At 70.7% G+C, this 16999-nt stretch carries 17 protein-coding genes; 11 read left to right on the forward strand and 6 right to left on the reverse strand.

From position 1 onward, the window contains the following. The first annotated feature begins 459 nt into the window (after nucleotides 1-459). Nucleotides 460-1437 carry an NlpC/P60 family protein gene (locus OOJ91_RS15285; RefSeq protein WP_439117070.1) on the forward strand — a complete coding sequence of 326 codons (978 nt, stop codon included), beginning with the start codon at nucleotides 460-462 and terminating at the stop codon, nucleotides 1435-1437. A 70-nt stretch (nucleotides 1438-1507) separates the two neighbouring features. Here OOJ91_RS15285 and OOJ91_RS15290 read toward each other — a convergent pair whose 3' ends face one another. From OOJ91_RS15290 to OOJ91_RS15305, 4 genes are all read right to left on the reverse strand, one after another. After that, nucleotides 1508-2497 carry a sigma-70 family RNA polymerase sigma factor gene (locus OOJ91_RS15290; protein WP_083915936.1) on the reverse strand — a complete coding sequence of 330 codons (990 nt, stop codon included), beginning with the start codon at nucleotides 2495-2497 and terminating at the stop codon, nucleotides 1508-1510. A gap of 399 nt (nucleotides 2498-2896) precedes the next feature. Further along, on the reverse strand, nucleotides 2897-3820 hold the full coding sequence (murQ, locus tag OOJ91_RS15295) for an N-acetylmuramic acid 6-phosphate etherase (protein ID WP_266245611.1): 924 nt from the start codon (nucleotides 3818-3820) through the stop codon (nucleotides 2897-2899). A 29-nt stretch (nucleotides 3821-3849) separates the two neighbouring features. Then, entirely contained in the window at nucleotides 3850-4764 is a 915-nt protein-coding gene (locus tag OOJ91_RS15300; RefSeq protein WP_266245613.1) for a MurR/RpiR family transcriptional regulator, read from the reverse strand. Between the two features lie 75 nt (nucleotides 4765-4839). After that, the gene (locus OOJ91_RS15305; RefSeq protein ID WP_266245615.1) at nucleotides 4840-5856 is read right to left on the reverse strand and encodes an NAD-dependent epimerase/dehydratase family protein; all 1017 of its coding nucleotides are present in this window, start codon (nucleotides 5854-5856) and stop codon (nucleotides 4840-4842) included. 104 nt (nucleotides 5857-5960) lie between these two features. On the opposite strand from OOJ91_RS15305, the gene OOJ91_RS15310 reads away from it, so the two are divergent. Continuing rightward, nucleotides 5961-6653, forward strand: a complete 693-nt coding sequence (locus OOJ91_RS15310; RefSeq protein ID WP_266245617.1) for an SDR family NAD(P)-dependent oxidoreductase — start codon at nucleotides 5961-5963, stop codon at nucleotides 6651-6653. Here the strand turns inward: OOJ91_RS15310 and OOJ91_RS15315 are convergent. Further along, the gene (locus tag OOJ91_RS15315) at nucleotides 6638-7417 is read right to left on the reverse strand and encodes a dTMP kinase (protein ID WP_266249710.1); all 780 of its coding nucleotides are present in this window, start codon (nucleotides 7415-7417) and stop codon (nucleotides 6638-6640) included. The genes OOJ91_RS15310 and OOJ91_RS15315 overlap by 16 nt on opposite strands. A 119-nt stretch (nucleotides 7418-7536) precedes the next feature. Between OOJ91_RS15315 and OOJ91_RS15320 the strand changes: the two genes are divergently transcribed. From OOJ91_RS15320 to OOJ91_RS15335, 4 genes are read left to right on the forward strand one after another with little or no spacing between them, the layout of a single operon-like run. Further along, complete coding sequence (locus tag OOJ91_RS15320; protein ID WP_266245618.1) at nucleotides 7537-8184, forward strand: nucleotidyltransferase family protein; 648 nt, start codon at nucleotides 7537-7539, stop codon at nucleotides 8182-8184. Beyond that, nucleotides 8181-8456, forward strand: a complete 276-nt coding sequence (locus OOJ91_RS15325) for a hypothetical protein (RefSeq protein WP_266245620.1) — start codon at nucleotides 8181-8183, stop codon at nucleotides 8454-8456. Before OOJ91_RS15320 ends, OOJ91_RS15325 begins: the two co-directional genes overlap by 4 nt. Before the next feature lie 10 nt (nucleotides 8457-8466). Next, the gene (locus tag OOJ91_RS15330; protein ID WP_266245622.1) at nucleotides 8467-9243 is read left to right on the forward strand and encodes a metallophosphoesterase family protein; all 777 of its coding nucleotides are present in this window, start codon (nucleotides 8467-8469) and stop codon (nucleotides 9241-9243) included. Then, nucleotides 9234-9377, forward strand: a complete 144-nt coding sequence (locus OOJ91_RS15335) for a GPGG-motif small membrane protein (RefSeq protein ID WP_007464364.1) — start codon at nucleotides 9234-9236, stop codon at nucleotides 9375-9377. Before OOJ91_RS15330 ends, OOJ91_RS15335 begins: the two co-directional genes overlap by 10 nt. 293 nt (nucleotides 9378-9670) lie before the next feature. Here the strand turns inward: OOJ91_RS15335 and OOJ91_RS15340 are convergent, their stop codons facing one another. Further along, a complete protein-coding gene (locus tag OOJ91_RS15340; protein WP_266245628.1) occupies nucleotides 9671-10444 on the reverse strand; it encodes a peptidoglycan DD-metalloendopeptidase family protein in 774 nt (257 codons plus the stop codon). A gap of 249 nt (nucleotides 10445-10693) precedes the next feature. Here OOJ91_RS15340 and OOJ91_RS15345 point away from each other — a divergent pair, with 249 nt between their 5' ends. The 5 genes from OOJ91_RS15345 (at nucleotide 10694) to OOJ91_RS15365 (ending at nucleotide 16949) form a co-directional block, all read left to right on the forward strand. Next, entirely contained in the window at nucleotides 10694-12040 is a 1347-nt protein-coding gene (locus tag OOJ91_RS15345) for an ABC transporter substrate-binding protein (protein WP_266245629.1), read from the forward strand. 70 nt (nucleotides 12041-12110) lie between these two features. Beyond that, the gene (locus OOJ91_RS15350) at nucleotides 12111-13157 is read left to right on the forward strand and encodes a carbohydrate ABC transporter permease (protein ID WP_266245630.1); all 1047 of its coding nucleotides are present in this window, start codon (nucleotides 12111-12113) and stop codon (nucleotides 13155-13157) included. Nucleotide 13158: 1 nt separating this feature from the next. Next, complete coding sequence (locus OOJ91_RS15355; RefSeq protein WP_266245631.1) at nucleotides 13159-14127, forward strand: carbohydrate ABC transporter permease; 969 nt, start codon at nucleotides 13159-13161, stop codon at nucleotides 14125-14127. A gap of 67 nt (nucleotides 14128-14194) precedes the next feature. After that, entirely contained in the window at nucleotides 14195-15241 is a 1047-nt protein-coding gene (locus OOJ91_RS15360; RefSeq protein ID WP_007464376.1) for a LacI family DNA-binding transcriptional regulator, read from the forward strand. Between the two features lie 34 nt (nucleotides 15242-15275). Next, nucleotides 15276-16949, forward strand: a complete 1674-nt coding sequence (locus tag OOJ91_RS15365; protein ID WP_266249713.1) for a glycoside hydrolase family 13 protein — start codon at nucleotides 15276-15278, stop codon at nucleotides 16947-16949. Nucleotides 16950-16999 lie beyond the last annotated feature (50 nt).

A 16999-nucleotide genomic window follows, 5' to 3' on the forward strand; every position in this document is an offset into this window, starting at 1 on the left:
GTTCGGGACCGTGGCGGGCATCGCTGCCCGGGGACGGGATTCCCGGCTGCGGCTCCATTGTTCTGGGGCACCGCCACTCCACCTGGGCATTTACGGTTCCGAGCCGGTGACCCACCCGGGCGACATGGCCTCGAAACAGCATCCATTTCAGCTTTTATCGGATATTGGCGGTGACCATCCGGCGGCATGCGCCCGGAACGACGAAAGTCAGATATCGGTCAACGGATGCGAAACGGCGCTCCGCCACGTGTCAGCAGCCCCGCTGGTGTCACCGGGAGCAGGGGCACTTCCCGCCACTTCGCCAACATTCGCCCCTGCTTCAACTGCGCGGCACAACCGTCCCGGGTTAGGTTGGGCGAGCCGGTCCGGCCCAGTGCCATCCACCCGGGTGGCCCCGGCCGGTGTCGCCGAGGGCGTCAGCAGCCCCGTCGGCGGCCGTGGGAGAGGAGCCCTTCGCTCTTGTCATCCCTGAGAACCCTGCTGCGCACCGCAGTGCTGGCCGGCATGTCGGCCGCGCTGATCGCCCCGACGGCGGTGGCTCACGCCGAGCCGTCCCCCGCCGACCTGACCAACCGGATCGAGACGTCCTCGGCCGAGTTGGAACGGATCGTGGAGTCGTACAACAAGCTCGCCGAGGACATCAAGGTCAACAAGACCGCGGTGGCCCGATTACAGGCCCGTATCGGCCCTCTCGAACAGCAGGCCGAGCAGAGCCGGGCCGACGTAGCGGCACTCGCCAACACGGCCTACAAGAGCGGTAGCCTGCGTACCGTGGACGCGCTGCTGCGTCCCGGCGGCTCCGTCGCTCTGCTCGACCGACTCGGCACCCTCGACCAACTGACCCGCCAGCGCCAGGAGCGCATCTCCGGTTTCACAGCGAACCAGCGGCGGCTGCTCGACGAGAAGACCCGCCTGGACGCCACGCTGGCCCGGCAGGCCGCGCAGGCCCGCGAGCTTGCGGCCGGCAAGAAGCGCATCGAGGGTGACCTGGCCAAGCTGTACGAGCTGCGTCGACAGGCGTACGGCGCCGCCACCGAGAAACCCGCGCCCAAGGCGGCGCAGGCCGAGGCCAAGAACGTGCCCGCCGTGGCCGGGGACGCCGGCGCGGCGGTGCGCTACGCGTTCGGGGCGATCGGCAAGCCGTACGTCTGGGCCGGTGAGGGTCCGAACGGCTACGACTGTTCCGGGCTGACCCTCGCGGCCTGGCGGGCGGCCGGCAGATCGCTGCCGCACAGCGCCCGGATGCAGTGGGGCGCGGTGGCCCACATCGGTCGGGGTGACCTGCGCCCGGGAGACCTGATCTTCTACAGCGGGCTCGGGCACGTCGCTCTCTACGTGGGCGACGGCCAGGTCATCGACGCGCCGAGCGCCGGTCGTAACGTGCTCAAGCGCGGCATGAACATGATGTCCATCCACGGCTACGGCCGGGTCCGCTGACCGACCCGACACGGCGAACGGCCGGCGTCCCCCTATCGGACGCCGGCCGTTCGCCGTCATTACTACCAGGTCAGGCTGCCTGCAGCCCCTCCGCCCGGGCCAGCTCCCGGAGCCGGCCGAGGGCCTGGATCTCCAGCTGCCGGATCCGCTCACGGGACAGCGAGAAGCGGGACGCGACCTCGGTCAGCGAGTGCTCGCGGCCGTCCTCCAGCCCGTAGCGGGCCCGCATGATGCCGGCCGACCGGTCGTCGAGGTGGTTGAGCAGCCCCTCGATCCGCTGCCGCTCCAGGCCGCTGAGGACGATGTCCTCAGGCGACGGCGCGTCGCTGTCGGCGACCAGGTCGCCGAGGTTCGTGTCGCCGTCGTCGCCCACCGGGGTGTCCAGCGAGACGGTGTCCTGCGACCAGCGGCGCAGCTCGTTGACCCGCTCGACGGTGACGCCGAGCGACGCGGCGATCTGCTCCGGCTCCGGGTCGCTGCCCAGCTCACGGGTGAGCTGCCGGGTCACGTTGCGCATCCGGTTGACGTCCTCCACCAGGTGCACCGGCAGTCGGACGGTGCGCTCCTGCTGGGCGATCGCCCGGCTGATGGCCTGGCGGATCCACCAGGTGGCGTAGGTGGAGAACTTGTAACCACGCTCGTAGTCGAACTTCTCGACCGCCCGGACGAGGCCGGTGTTGCCCTCCTGGATCAGGTCCAGCATGGGCATGCCCGAGCGCACGTAACGACGCGCGATCGACACCACAAGTCGCAGGTTGGCGCGGATGAAGAGGTCCTTCGCGCGCTCACCCTCGACGACAAGCCGCTCCAGGTCGGCCCGGTCGACACCGTCGGGAACGGCGTCCTCGCCGAGCAGGTGCTCGGCGTAGAGGCCGGCTTCGATCGCCTTGGAGAGATCGACCTCCTTGGCGGCGTCCAGCAGTGGCGTCCGGGAGATCTCGTGCAGGTAGACGCCGACCAGGTCGCGCTCCTCGGCAACCTCGTCGGTGCGCATGCCGATGTTCTTGTCCACGTTGCCCACGGTCCCCTCGCTCGCGCCGGTTGCCCGGTTCCTTGCCATTCCCCACGTCCGGTCAGCCCCTGGTAACTTCTGCTGTGCCCACCGTCGCTGACACCTACACAACAGATGAGACGTGTCGGGGATTCCATGTCGTGAGTCGAAAGTGTCACGAATGCCTGAGTAGTTGCTGAGAGCACGGTCCATGTTTGCTGTCAGCACCCGTCGGGTGGCTCGCCGCTGGGCACCTCGAACGGGTTGGTGGGTCGACGAATCGCCTATCGCCCGCACCATGGCAACACCGCCGCGGCACCGGCACAGCGACCCGGGTCACCTCCGCGCTGCGATCCTGGTCACTGCCAGATACGCAGCGATGGACCGGTCGGTTCATCCACGCGGTGTGATTACCCCCCGCCCCGGTGAACAATCCGGAGCCCCGTTCGCTTCCCGGGCGGTGCGGGGCTAGGAGGCGAGCAGGGCGAGAGCCCCGCGAACCTGGTCGGCGGAGCGCGCCAGGGCGGCTCGGGCGGCGGCCACCTCGGCTCCGGAGACCAACGAGACCAGCGCCGTCTTCAGGTCGCCGTCGGCCTCGCCGAGGGCCCGCCGGGAGACCTCCTCCGAGCAGCCTGTCGCCTCGACCAGGATCGAGATCATTCGTCCCCGGAGCTTCGCGTTGGTGGCCACCATATCGATCATGAGGTTCGAGTAGACGCGGCCCAGGCGCACCATGACGGCGGTCGAGAACGTGTTCAGCACCAGTTTCTGCGCGGTGCCCGCCTTCATCCGGGTCGAGCCGGTGACCACCTCAGGTCCGGTGTCCACCCCGATGAACACGTCCACCGACCGGGCGGCCTCCGCCTCCGGATTGGCGCACAGCAGCACCGTCGAGGCCCCCGCGGCGCGGGACGCGGCGAGCGCCCCGAGGACGTACGGGGTGCGTCCGCTTGCCGCCAGACCGACCACCAGGTCACCGGGGCGCACACACCCGGCGGCCTCGTCCGCCCCGCCCCGGTCGTCGTCCTCGGCGTCCTCCACGGCCCGCCACATGGCGTCCGCGCCGCCGGCCAGGTGGGCGCAGAACCAGTGCCGCGGGGAGTTGAAGGTGGGGGCCAGCTCGGCCGCGTCGAGCACGCCCAGCCGACCGGAGGTGCCGGCCCCGAAGTAGTGCACCCGGTGCCCGCCGCGCAGGGCCGCCACCGCCAGGTCAACGGTGGTGGCGATCTCGTCGAGCACCGCGGCGACCGCCGCCGGCACTCGCCGGTCGGCCTCGTTGATCACGGTGAGCACGTCCCGCGTCGACATCAGATCGAGGTCGACGCTGAGGGGATTGCGACGTTCGGTGGGTGCGCCCACCCGGACCGTCGGGCGGGCGGGTGGTGCTGACATGTTCGCGTCCGGCTCCACCGAACCGGGCGTCACGCCCGCCTCCGGCTGGCACCTACCCGGTGCGACTGGACCGCCTCGGCGGTCGCCTCTAGGGCCTTGCGGGCCCGGGACCGGTTGCGGGCGGCCACCCCGACGAACAGGCAGTCGACGACTGTGAGCTGGGCGAGCCTGCTGGCCGTCGCTCCGGAGCGGTAGGTGGTCTCGCGGGCCGCTGTCGTCAGCACGAAGTCGGCGACCTCGGTGATCGGCGAGCGCGGGAAGTTGGTGAGCGCCACGGTCGCCGCGCCCCGCGTCCGGGCCTGCTCCAGCACCTCGATGACATCGGAGGTGGTGCCGGTGTGCGAGATGCCGATCGCGACGTCGCCGCGGCCGAGCAGGGCCGCCGAGGTCAAGGCGGTGTGCACGTCCGGGAAGTAGAAGGCGATCCGGCCGATGCGGTGCAGCTTCTGTTGGAAGTCGGAGGCGACGAACCCGCTGGCGCCGGCGCCGTAGATGTCGATCCGGCCCGCGCCCGCGATGGCCTCGACCACCTGCTCGCAGACGGCCGGGTCGAGCTGCTCGGCGGTCTCCTCGACGGCTCGGGCGTCGTTGAACGCGATGGTGGCGATGATCTGGGCGAGGTCCGCGCCGGGCGGGATGTCACCGCCGACGACCCGGGCGTCCGGCGGCTCGATGCGGCGGGCGGCCTCGGCGGCCAGCCGGATGCGCAACTGTGGATAGCCGTCCATGCCGACCGATCGGCAGAACCGGATGACTGTCGCCTCCGACGTCTCCGCTGCGGTGGCGAGGTCGGTGATGGTCCGACGGGCCGCGGCGGCCGGGTCGGACACGACCAGCCGGGCGACCCGCTGCTCGGCGGGCGACAGCGATGGCAACAGCCCGCTGATGTGGACGATCAGCCCACCGGGCTCGTGACTCGCAGAAATCTTCGGACTCTTCGCCACGGGTGAAACTTACTTTCACGAAGCGTGAGCGTCAACCATGACCGTATGTGGTGGGAAAAGTGTCGACGACCCGGATCACGCGTTTCGCTCAGCCTGCCACTCCCTGAGGATCGCCGCCTCGTCCGCCGGGTCGAGTCCACCCTGCCGTACGGCGTCGGGCCGCGCGGTCATCCAGGACGCGGTCGCCCGAACGGTGTCGGACAACTGACGGACCGTCAGACCCGCGTCCAGCGCCGGCCGGGCGTCCCGGTCCATCAGGCCACCCCACTCCGGCAGTCGCACCCACAGTGGCAGCGCCCGCTCCCCCGACCACTCGCGTACGCCGTGGGCCACCAGGAAGTCCTGATCGACCCAGGTGAGGTGCGGGTCGGCCACACCCAGACCGGCCGCCACGTCGGTCAGCAGCTCGGCGCGGGACAGCGCCGGGCCGGTGCCGTCGTACGTGCCGGCGAGGCGGGCGCCGGCGGCGTGCAGCAACCAGCCGGCCAGGTCGGCGACGTCCACGAACTGCACCCGGTCGGTCGGCCGTCCGGGCGCGAGAACCTCCCCGCCGTTCGCCAGCCGCCGCACCCAGTACGGGAAGCGGTCGCTCGGGTCCTCCGCGCCGACGATCAGCCCCGCCCGGCAGATGAACGACCGCTGCGCGCCCATCCGCTCGCGGACCAGCCGCTCGATGCTGACCTTGCACTCGCCGTACCACCTGTGGTCCGGGCCGACCGGAGCGTCCACGTCCGGCGGAGCGGGCGGCAGCAGCGGCGCGTCCGCCGCGGTCTGCCCCGGGGTGGTGTTGTCCGCGTACACCGAGATCGTGGACACGAATGACCAGTGACCGACGTGGTCGGCCAGCGTGGCGAGCGCGTGTCGGGCATGGCTGACCTGGCGGGTCACGTCCACCACCGCGTCGAAGCCGTCGTCGGCGAGCGGCGTCAGCGCGTCGGGCTCGTCGCGGTCGACGGGCACGAACCGCGCACCGGTGGGCACGACACCGGACACGCCCCGCGCCGCGCAGGTCACGTCGTGGCCCTGCGCGACGGCGAGCCGGGCCACCGCCCGGCCGAGGAACCGGGTGCCGCCGAGAATCAGGATCCGCATCCGCCGATCCTGCGCTCCCTACGGCCGAATGCGCCAACGACTCTGCTGTCGGCAGAGCGCCTGTCGGCCGATGGGTCGTCGCGGCGGACGCTAGCGTGTGGCGCATGGCGGAGCGCAGCGTGGTGGTGACCGGAGGCACGGGTGGGCTCGGCGGGGCCGTCGTCGCCTCGTTCGTCGACGCGGGCTGGCGGGTGGTCGTACCGCAGCGGGCGACAGGGCCCGGGTCGGAGCCGGCGGCGGACGCGCTGGTCCGGGTCGTCGCGGACCTCACCGACCCGGCCGGCGCGGCACGCGTCGTCGAGGCCGCCGTCGGCGACCCGGCGGCGCCGCTGCGGGCGGTGGTCAACCTCGTCGGTGGGTACGCGAGCGGCGGCCTGGTGCACGAGACACCTGTCGAGGATTTCGAGCGGATGCTCACCGTCAACCTGCGACCCACCTACCTGGTCACCCAGGCCGCGCTGCCGCACCTGCTGGCGGCCGACGGCGGCGCGGTGGTGTGCGTCTCGGCCCGCGCGGCGGTCACCCCGTTCGCCGGGGCGGCCGGCTACGTCACGGCCAAGGCGGCGGTGCTGGCCTTCGCCAACGCGGTCGCGGTCGAGTACCGCTCCCGCAACGTGCGCTGCAACACGGTGCTGCCCAGCGTCATCGACACCCCGGCGAACCGGGCGGCACAGCCCGACGCCGACCACTCCCGCTGGGTCACGCCGGCCGAGATCGCGCCGGTGATCCGCTTCCTCGCCTCGACGGACTCCGCGCCGACCACCGGGGCCAGCGTTCCGGTCTACGGACGCGCCTGAACGAGCAGCGACGCGCCGTCGCCGCGCCCGGCCCGCTCCTGCGCCGGCGCGGCGGGCGGGGGCGCCGGGGCGGGCGGGGGCGCCGGCTGCGGCACGTCGGTGGGCGCCGGCCGCTCGGAGGACCCCCGGGTGGGGTCGGGGCGGACGTCGTCCGGCAGCCAGGTCGCCAGGTGCGCCTGGATCTGCTCGGTCACCTCCTCGGCCGAACGGCCCGCGTCGACGAGGACGAAGCTCGGGTACTCGGGCAGGGTCCGGTAGGCGGTGTCCGCGGCTGTCAGCCAGCCCATCGACTCGTGGTCGGTGCCGCGCTCCTCGATGCGCTGGTACGCCACCACCGGGTCGACGGCGAGCAGGAAGGTCACCTGCGGCGTCGGGAAGAGCCGGTAGCCGGCCCGGGCCAGCCGCTCCCAGCGGTGCCCGCCGTGCGCGCGGATGCTGGCGTACTGGCAGGCCGAGTAGCGGTCCATCACCGCCGTCCGGCCGGTGAGCAGGCAGCTGAGCAGGGCCACGGCGATGGCGAGCCAGCGCAGCACGGACTCCACCGCCAGAACGCCGTCCCGCCCGACGAGCCGCTGTGCGTCCGGGAGGCCGAGGCGGTGCGCGAGCCGGCCGAGCCAGCGCCGCCCGCTGGCGTTGCGGCGGTACGCGGCGGGACGGCCGGCGGCGGTGAGCGCGTCGGCCAGCCGGTGCGCCTGGGTGGTCTTGCCCGAGCCGTCGATGCCGATCAGGGCGACGGTGCGCAACCGGGCCCTGCCGCGTCGCATCCCCGATGATCTGGCCACCCTCGACAGGTTATCCGACCCATGCTTGCGGCCCGCGACGTTTGCAGCCGTTTGTCCCCGTTGGCACCCGACCGCGACGACAGCAGGTGTGGGCGACCGGAATGCCGGGTACGGGAGTTGGAATCCAACCGCCTGTCCACCAACACGACCGACGGGAGATCCAGATGGCTGAGCGCGGGGACGAGAGTCTGGTGCACACCCTGAAGAAGGTCGCCGCCGTGCTCAAGCAGTCCGAGATCCCGTTCGCCCTCGGCGGCAGCTTCGCCGTCTACGCCCACGGCGGCCACTCGAGCGACCACGACGTCGACTTCCTGATCCGCGAGGCCGACGTCGAGCAGTCCCTGGAGGCGCTCGTGGCCGCGGGCTTCCGCGCCGAGCGGCCACCGGAGGACTGGCTGGTCAAGGTCTTCGACGACGGGCGGATGGTGGATCTGATCCACCGGCCGATCGAGACGCCGGTGACCGAGGAGACGTTCGCCGACACCGTCGTGCGGCCGGTGGACGCCATCCACATGCCGGTCCTGTCCGCCACCCAGCTCATGGTGCACAAACTGCTGAGCTTCTCCCAGCACTACTGCGACTTCGCCCGCGGCCTGCCACTGGCCCGATCGCTGCGGGAGCAGATCGACTGGGAACGGGTACGCAAGGAGACGCAGCACTCGCCGTACGCCGAGGCGTTCCTGATGCTGCTGGACCGGCTGGAGGTGGTGCCGGAACCCGGCGCCCGGGCAGGAGAGGAGACACCGTGACGAACGATCAGGCCGGTGGCGCGGCGCCACCCGACGAGTACGTCGAAGCGGAGATCCAACGGCTACTCACCGAGGATCCGGCAGTCGCCGAACAGGGGATCACAGTCGTCCGGCGGGAAGACACGCTTGTGCTGCACGGCGAGGTGGAGAGCCCGCACCGGCGGGAGGAGATCCTGCGCCGCGTGTCGGAGCGCTTCCCGGACGTGCCGATCAACAGCGACATCGGTGTGATCCGCGCCCAGGCGCCCACGGAGATCGAGCAACTGCCCTGAGGGAGGTTTCATGGTGATCCGGATCGCCGCCGTGGGCGACGTACATCTGGACGAGGACGTGGTCGGCCGGTTCCGCCCGGCGTTGGAGGAGCTGCCCGAGTGCGCGGACGTGCTGCTGCTGGCCGGCGACCTGACCCGGCACGGCACCGAGGCCGAGGCGCGCTGCGTGGCACAGGAGTTCGGCGGGTTGGCAGTGCCTGTGGTGACCGTGCTGGGCAACCACGACCACCAGTGTGACCAGGTGCCGCAGGTCGTGAAGGTGCTCGAGGACGCGGGCATCACCGTGCTGGAGGGCGACGGCGTGGTGCTGGACTGCGCGGGCGGCCGGCTCGGTATCGCGGGCGTCAAGGGCTTCGGCGGGGGTTTCGCCGGCCGGTGCGCGAGCGACTTCGGCGAGCCGGAGATGAAGTCGTTCGTCCGGACCACGAACGAGAGCGCGGAGCGCCTCGGTGCGGCCCTGCGCTCGCTGGACTGCGACATGCTCGTCGCGCTGACCCACTACTCGCCGGTTCCGGACACGTTGGTCGGCGAGCCGCTGGAGATCTACCCGTTCCTGGGGTCGTACCAGCTCGGGCAGGCGATCGACTCGGCGCCCACGGCGCTGGCAGTGCACGGGCACGCGCACGCCGGCACCGAGCGCGGCACCACCCCGGGAGGGGTACGCGTCCGCAACGTCGCGCACCCGGTGATCAAGCAGGCGTACAGCGTCTTCCATGTCGGGGATCAACTTGATACCGACCAGGTTTCCCCGATCGGAGGGTCGGGTAGACAGAGGTCATGGAGCTGATTCTCTGGATTCTCGCAGTCGTACTCGTGGTCGCCGGCATCCTCGCGCTGTTCCGCCGGCAGATCCTGTGGGGCATCGTCCTCATCGTCGTCGGGCTGTTGGTCGGCCCGGGTGGTGTCAGCATCTTCAATTGACGTTCGTACCTCTTAGACAAACACTCCTTCACAACACCGGGACCCGTCGGGGTCGCCGTGGCCGGAGCTTCGTCCTCCCGACAGAAGCACCGGTCGCGGTGGCCCCGGCGCTTTTTTGTGGGCTTGGCTCGACGACCGAGCGGCAATATCTCGACCATGGAGATATCTCGCGAGGCGGGGCCCCCTCCGGCCGACGTTCGCCGCCGCGCTCAACCTGTCGATCTGGCAGCTGAACGCCTGACCGGCGCCGGCCCTCCGGCGGGAGGCAGCCCCGCCGGAGGACCCCTGGTCCGTCAGCAGCGGGGCACGTTCGGGATGTAGCCGTCGTAACCGGTGTAGACGTACGCGTCGGCGATGTAGCGGCCGCTGCCGATGCGGTCCCAGATCGAGCTGGTGCCGTACGTGCCGGTGACCGTGGTGCCGCTGGTCTGGCAGGCGATGGTCACCCGGGTGCCGTCGGCGACGGTGCCCACCGAGGCGTACCCGGTGCCCGGGCCGGAGCGGACGGTCAGCGGCGTGCCACTGGTGTCGACCGTGGCGTTGCCGGTGCCCGAGCTGCACCCGTTGTCGCTGGTGTAGGTCTTGCTACCCCAGTAGAGGCCGAGGGTGCCGTTGAACCTGACCTGGATGTCGCTCCCGTCCAGGCGCTGCTCGTAGTGCAGGTGAGGGCCCGTGGACCCGCCGGTGCTGCCCACCCAGCCGAGCACCTTCCCGTAGCCGACGGTCTGCCCCACCGAGACGTTGAAGCCGTTGAGGTGGGCGTAGTAGGTCGAGTAGCCGCCTCCGTGGTTGATCCGGACGTACTTGCCGTAACTGGTGCCGCCGAGGTCGGTGACCCGGTCGACAGTGCCGGGGGCGCTGGCCACCACCGGGTCACCGAGGTCGTCGGTGCGGTTGAAGTCGACCGCGTACGCCGGGCTGTGGTCCGACCGGGTCTGCCCCGACCAGGACTGGCCGCACGGGAACGGCACCTTGAAGGTCGGCGCGGCCAGCGCCGGGCTCGCCGGTGCGAGGACTCCTCCGGCGAGCAGGCCCGTCACCAGCACGCTGATCCACCGCTTACGCATCCACTTCCTCCTATGTTCAAAACCTTCGATGAGGTGCCCTCAGCCTGACAGATATCGCCAATCTTCGAAAGGGTCGGGATCCCCGACTGGGAGCGCGTCCACCCAGCGGACACGAGGTTTCGGGATTGTTACTCGCTCGTGTCTGACAGGGGGTGGACCAGACCGGATGCAAGCGCTTACATGTGTGCACGCCCAATCGGACCGGCGACGGGTCACAGCACGACCGCGCCGGCTAGGAAGGAGGACGGCATGGCGGTCTTTACCAGACCACGCCAGGCCTTCGTGATCGCCGGTGTGCTCGGGCTGGCGCTCAGCGCCACCGCTTGCGGTACCGGTGACGACAAGAAGAGCGACAAGGCGGGCTCCGCGGAGTGCGCCCCATACGAGAAGTACCAGGGCAACGACGGCAAGAAGGTCTCCATCTACGCGTCCATCCGTGACGCCGAGGCCGACCTGCTCGAGCGGTCGTGGTCGCAGTTCACCGAGTGCACCGGCATCGAGATCGCGTACGAGGGCAGCGGCGAGTTCGAGGCGCAGCTCCCCGTCCGGGTCGACGGCGGCAACGCGCCCGACATCGCCTTCGTGCCCCAGCCGGGCCTCGTGAAGCGGTTCGCGGACGCCGGCAAGCTGAAGCAGCTCGGCGCCGACACCAAGGCGCTGGCCGAGCAGAACATGCCTGCCGACTGGCTGAAGTACGGCACCGTCAACGGAACGCTGTACGGCGTGCCGCTCGGCGCCAACGTGAAGTCCTTCGTCTGGTACTCGCCGAAGACGTTCAAGGAGAAGGGCTGGGAGGTCCCGACCACCTGGGAGCAGCTCATCGCCCTGAGCGACAAGATCGCCGCCAGTGGCATGAAGCCGTGGTGTGCGGGCGTCGAGTCCGGTGACGCCACCGGCTGGCCGGCCACCGACTGGATCGAGGACGTCCTCCTGCGGACGGCGGGCGCCGAGGTCTACGACCAGTGGACCACCCACCAGATCGCGTTCAACGACCCGCGGGTCGTCGACGCGGTGGACCGCGCCGGCACGATCCTCAAGAACGAGAAGTACATGAACGGCGGCTTCGGCGGCGTCAAGAGCATCACCACCACCGCCTTCCAGGAGGCGGGCCTGCCGGTGACCACCGGCAAGTGCGCGATGCACCGCCAGGCGTCGTTCTACGCCAACCAGTTCCCCGAGGGCACCAAGGTGGCTGAGGACGGCGACGCGTTCGCCTTCTACTTCCCGGCCATCGACGCCGCCAAGGGCAAGCCGGTGCTGGGCGCGGGCGAGTTCGTCGTCGCCTACGCCGACCGTCCCGAGGTGCAGGCGGTGCAGACCTACCTGGCCTCCGCCGAGTACGTCAACAGCCGCGCGAAGCTCGGCAACTGGGTCACGGCGAACAACAAGCTGGACATCGCCAACGTGGCCAGCCCGATCGACAAGCTCTCCGTCCAGATCCTTCAGGACAAAACCGGCGTCTTCCGCTTCGACGGATCCGACCTGATGCCGGCCGCCGTCGGCGCGGGGACGTTCTGGAAGGGCATGATCGAGTGGCTGAACGGCAAGGCCACCGCCCCGGTGCTCCAGGGCATCGAGAGCAGCTGGCCTAAGTGATCCCGGCGGTGGCCCGGTCCGCGTCCGCGGGCCGGGCCACCGGCCGATCCGGACCCGGAAGGGAGGATTGATGGAGTTCGACTTCGCCGATGAGCAGCCGAAGCTCCTCATGCTGATGTACGGGCTGGTCGCCTTCGTGGTGGTGGTGGGCGGTCTGCTCCTGCTGCTCGACGTCGTACCGGCCTGGTTCGCCCGGCGACGGGAGGCGCAGCTCGTCGCCGCCTCGGCGAGTGGAGCTCCTCTCCCCCGCCGGTCCAAGCCGCGGGAGGGGATCCTCGCGATCTTCTTCCTGCTGCCCACGCTGCTGCTGCTCACCATCGGCCTGGTCGTGCCCGCCATCCGCACCATGCTGCTGTCCCTGATGAACGGGAGCAGCACCAACTGGGTGGGGTTGCGCAACTACGGCTGGATGTTCTCCGACGACTCGATGCTCCGGGTCCTGATCAACACCCTGGTCTGGGTGGTTCTGGTCCCGGTGGTGGCGACCGCGTTCGGCCTGATCTACGCAGTCCTGGTGGACAAGGCCCGGTTCGAGGCCGTGGCCAAGTCGCTGATCTTCCTGCCGATGGCGATCTCCTTCGTGGGCGCCAGCATCATCTGGAAGTTCGTCTACGCCTACCGCGGCGACGGAGACCAGATCGGTCTGCTCAACCAGATCGTGGTGAGCCTCGGCGGCGAACCGAAGCAGTGGCTGCTGGAATCACCCCTGAACACGCTGCTGCTGATCGTCATCATGGTCTGGATCCAGGCCGGCTTCGCCATGGTGGTGCTCTCCGCCGCGATCAAGGCGATCCCCGGCGACATCGTGGAGGCCGCCCGGCTCGACGGGGTCAGCCCCTGGCAGATGTTCTGGCAGATCACCATGCCGAGCATCCGCCCGGCGCTGATCGTGGTGGCGGTGACGCTCACGATCGCCACGCTCAAGGTCTTCGACATCGTCCGGACCGCGACCAACGGCAACTACGACACAAGCGTGATCGCCAGCGAGATGTACAACCAGGCGTTCCGGTACGGCCAGAACGGGCAGGGCTCCGCGCTCGCGGTCTTCCTCTTCATCCTGGTCATCCCGGTCGTGATCTACCAGATCCGCAACCTCCGTCAGCAGCGGGAGGGCTGAGATGACGACCGCAACGCCCACCGTCGCCGCCGGCGCCCAGAAGGTCGACGGCACCGCGCCCACCACCGCCGGGCGGGTTCGTCGGCGGCTCAACAGCCGTACGGCCACGCTCGTCTCGATCGTCATCGCGGTGGTGTGGACCATCCCGACGTTCGGCCTGCTCATCTCCTCCCTCCGGCCGGAGGACGAGATCAAGACCACCGGCTGGTGGACCGCCTTCACCAACCCGCAGTTCACGCTTGAGAACTACCAGCAGGTCCTGTTCGGGCGGTCGTCGTCGTCGGGGCAGCTCGCCAGCTACTTCATCAACTCGCTGGCGATCACCATCCCGTCGGTGCTCTTCCCGCTCGCCTTCGCGGCCCTTGCCGCGTACGCGCTGGCGTGGATCAACTTCCGCGGGCGGGACTGGCTCTACATCGCGATCTTCGCGTTGCAGATCGTCCCGCTGCAGATGGCCCTGGTGCCGCTGCTGAGGTTCTTCTCCACAGGCGTCACCCTCGGCGGCGTCACCCTGATGCCGGCGTGGGACCTGGTCGACGAGCAGAAGTTCGCCCAGGTGTGGTTCGCGCACACCTGCTTCGCCCTTCCGTTCGCCGTCTTCCTGCTGCACAACTTCATCTCGCAGCTCCCGGGCGACCTGATGGAGGCGGCACGGGTCGACGGGGCCACCCACCCGAAGATCTTCCGCACCATCGTGCTGCCGCTGATCACCCCGGCGCTGGCCGCGTTCGGCATCTTCCAGTTCCTCTGGGTCTGGAACGACCTGCTTGTCGCGCTGATCTTCGCCGGCGGCGGCAACGAGACGGCCCCGCTCACGGTTCGGCTGGCCGAGATGGCCGGCACCCGGGGCAGTGAATGGCAGCGGCTGACCGCGGGCGCGTTCGTCTCGATCGTTGTACCGCTCGTCGTATTCCTGTCCCTGCAGCGCTTCTTCGTGCGAGGTCTGCTCGCCGGCAGCGTCAAGGGCTGACCCGCTTGCCCGCCGCCGCCTGGCCCCTGAAGGCGGCGGCGGGCGACGGGTACCGAGCGGGGGAACCGTGACGAAGATTGATGATGTGGCCCGGTTGGCCGGGGTCTCCACGGCAACCGTCTCGCGGGCCCTGCGCGGGCTGCCGACGGTCTCGGCCGCCACCCGACGCAGAGTCCTCGCGGCCGCCGAGCAGCTCGACTACGCGGTCTCGCCGAGCGCGTCCCGGCTCGCCGGTGGCCGCACAGGCACGGTCGCGGTGGTCGTACCGCGGATCACCCGCTGGTTCTTCAGCACCGTGGTCGAGGCGGTCGAGGAGTATCTGCACCACTCCGGCTACGACCTGCTGCTCTACAACCTGGGCGGTCGGGAGCAGATCCGCCAGCGGGTTCTGCGCACCGCCAACCTGCACAAGCGGGTCGACGCCATGATGCTTGTCGCCACGCCGCTGCGCCCGGCGGACCTGACCGCGCTGGCCTCCCTGGACCTGCCCGGCGTGACCATCAGCTCGGGCAGCAGGGTGCCCAACTGGCCGTGCGTACGCATCGACGACGTGGCCGCCGCGCGGATGGCCACCCGCCACCTGCTCGACCTCGGCCACCGGCGGATCGCGCACATCTCCGGGGACCCCGACGACGAGCTGGCCTTCACCACCCACCTCGACAGGCGCCGGGGCTACCAGGCGGAGCTGCGGGCCGCCGGTCTGCGACCCGATCCGAGCCTGGACGTCGAGTCGTCGTTCACCATCGACGGCGGCAACCGGGCTGCCGCCGAGCTGCTGGCCCGCGGTGTTCCGCCGACCGCGATCGTCGCCGCCTGCGACGAGATGGCGATGGGCGCGATGACAGCCCTGCGCGACGCCGGGCTGCGCGTACCGCAGGATGTCAGCGTGGTCGGCATCGACGACCACGACCTCGCCGGCGTGCTCGGTCTCAGCACCATCGCCCAGCCCGCTGCGGAACAGGGCCGACTGGCCGCCCGGATGCTGCTCGACCCGCTCGGCGCCCGCAACCTGAGCCCGATCATCGGTCAACGAACCGCCGACGGCGACACACCGGTGATCCTGCCCACTCGGCTGGTGGTCCGAGAGTCCACCGCACCGCCACGGGCACACTGAACCCTCAAAACACCGCGCGACACGGGAGACGACCCTGAACACCGATCCGACCCAGCAGACCTCCTCCGGTCACCCGATCACCGGCTGGTGGACCGAGGCCGCCATCTACCAGATCTACCCACGCTCGTTCGCCGACTCCGACGGCGACGGCATCGGTGACCTGCCGGGCATCACCGCTCGCCTCGACCATCTGGCCGAGCTGGGCGTGGACGCGGTGTGGCTCTCCCCGTTCTATCCGTCGCCGCAGGCCGACGCGGGCTACGACGTGGCCGACTACCGCGACGTCGACCCGCTGTTCGGCACCCTCGCCGACGCGGACAAGCTGATCGCCGAGGCCCGCTCCCGTGGCCTGCGGGTGATCGTCGACCTGGTGCCGAACCACACCTCGTCGGCGCACCGCTGGTTCCAGGCCGCGCTGGCCGCCGCGCCGGGCAGCCCGGAGCGGTCCCGGTACATCTTCCGCGACGGCCTCGGCCCGGCCGGCGACCAGCCGCCGAACGACTGGCAGAGCGTCTTCGGCGGCCCGGCCTGGACGCGGACTGTCGACCCGGACGGCCGACCCGGCCAGTGGTACCTGCACCTGTTCGACACCGGCCAGCCCGACCTCAACTGGGACAACCCGGAGGTGCACGAGGAGTTCCTCGGCGTCCTGCGGTTCTGGTTGGACCGCGGGGTGGACGGCTTCCGCGTCGACGTCGCCCACGGCCTCGTCAAGCAGGCCGACCTGGCCGACTGGCAGGAGCCCCAGGAGATCCTCTCCGGTAACGAGATCGACAAGCCGCGCCCGCCCATGTGGGACCAGGACGGCGTGCACGAGATCTACCGGCAGTGGCGGCGGGTCCTGGACAGCTACCCCGGCGAGCGGGTGCTTGTCGCCGAGGCGTGGGTGGAGCCGGCCGAGCGGCTGGCCCGCTACGTCCGCCCGGACGAGATGCACCAGGCGTTCAACTTCGAGTACCTGCTCGCCGCGTGGACCGCGCCGGCCCAGTACGCGGTGATCACCCGCTCCCTGGAGGCGACCGACTCGGTGGGCGCGCCGACGACCTGGGTGCTGTCCAACCACGACGTGGTGCGACACGCCTCCCGGCTCGGCCTGGCGGTCGGCGGCGGCCGACCCAACGGCATCGGCATCGGCGACCCGCAGCCGGACGCCGCGCTCGGCCTGCGCCGGGCCCGGGCGGCCACCCTGCTGATGCTCGCCCTGCCCGGCTCGGCGTACCTCTACCAGGGCGAGGAGCTGGGCCTGCCCGAGCACACCACGATGCCCGACGAGGCCCGGCAGGACCCGACCTGGGCGCGCAGCGGGCACACCCAGCGGGGTCGCGACGGCTGCCGGGTGCCGATCCCGTGGGAGGCCGACGCCCCGTCGTACGGCTTCGGGCCCACCGACGCCAGCTGGCTGCCGCAACCCCCGTCCTGGGCGGAGTACGCGCTGGACCGGCAGCGCGACGTGCCCGGCTCGACGTACGAGCTGTACCGCACGGCGCTGCGGCTGCGCCGCGCTCACGGCCTGGGTCGGGGCACGCTTGAGTGGTTGTCCTCGGGCGACGAGACGCTCACCTTCCGCAACGGCGAGCTGACGGTGCTTACCAACTTCGGCGACGCCCCAGCACCGGTTCCGCCCGACGCCGAGGTGCTCGCGTCCAGCGCCCCGCTGGACGACCAGGGCGCGGTCCCGACCGACGTGACCGTCTGGCTACGCGGCTGACCCGACCCGACCCGTTCCGCCGGCCGCCCCGCGACAGTGCTCGCGGGGCG

Origin of the sequence: Micromonospora lupini (assembly GCF_026342015.1) — a bacterium.
Taxonomy (GTDB): domain Bacteria; phylum Actinomycetota; class Actinomycetes; order Mycobacteriales; family Micromonosporaceae; genus Micromonospora; species Micromonospora lupini_B.

Coding starts and splice junctions, on each gene's coding strand:
- OOJ91_RS15290 (WP_083915936.1), bottom strand. CDS start 2,497: ATGGCAAGGAACCGGGCAACCGGCGCGAGCGAGGGGACCGTGGGCAAC.
- murQ (WP_266245611.1), bottom strand. CDS start 3,820: ATGTCAGCACCACCCGCCCGCCCGACGGTCCGGGTGGGCGCACCCACC.
- OOJ91_RS15305 (WP_266245615.1), bottom strand. CDS start 5,856: ATGCGGATCCTGATTCTCGGCGGCACCCGGTTCCTCGGCCGGGCGGTG.
- OOJ91_RS15310 (WP_266245617.1), top strand. CDS start 5,961: ATGGCGGAGCGCAGCGTGGTGGTGACCGGAGGCACGGGTGGGCTCGGC.
- OOJ91_RS15315 (WP_266249710.1), bottom strand. CDS start 7,417: ATGCGACGCGGCAGGGCCCGGTTGCGCACCGTCGCCCTGATCGGCATC.
- OOJ91_RS15320 (WP_266245618.1), top strand. CDS start 7,537: ATGCCGGGTACGGGAGTTGGAATCCAACCGCCTGTCCACCAACACGAC.
- OOJ91_RS15330 (WP_266245622.1), top strand. CDS start 8,467: ATGGTGATCCGGATCGCCGCCGTGGGCGACGTACATCTGGACGAGGAC.
- OOJ91_RS15335 (WP_007464364.1), top strand. CDS start 9,234: ATGGAGCTGATTCTCTGGATTCTCGCAGTCGTACTCGTGGTCGCCGGC.
- OOJ91_RS15340 (WP_266245628.1), bottom strand. CDS start 10,444: ATGCGTAAGCGGTGGATCAGCGTGCTGGTGACGGGCCTGCTCGCCGGA.
- OOJ91_RS15345 (WP_266245629.1), top strand. CDS start 10,694: ATGGCGGTCTTTACCAGACCACGCCAGGCCTTCGTGATCGCCGGTGTG.
- OOJ91_RS15350 (WP_266245630.1), top strand. CDS start 12,111: ATGGAGTTCGACTTCGCCGATGAGCAGCCGAAGCTCCTCATGCTGATG.
- OOJ91_RS15355 (WP_266245631.1), top strand. CDS start 13,159: ATGACGACCGCAACGCCCACCGTCGCCGCCGGCGCCCAGAAGGTCGAC.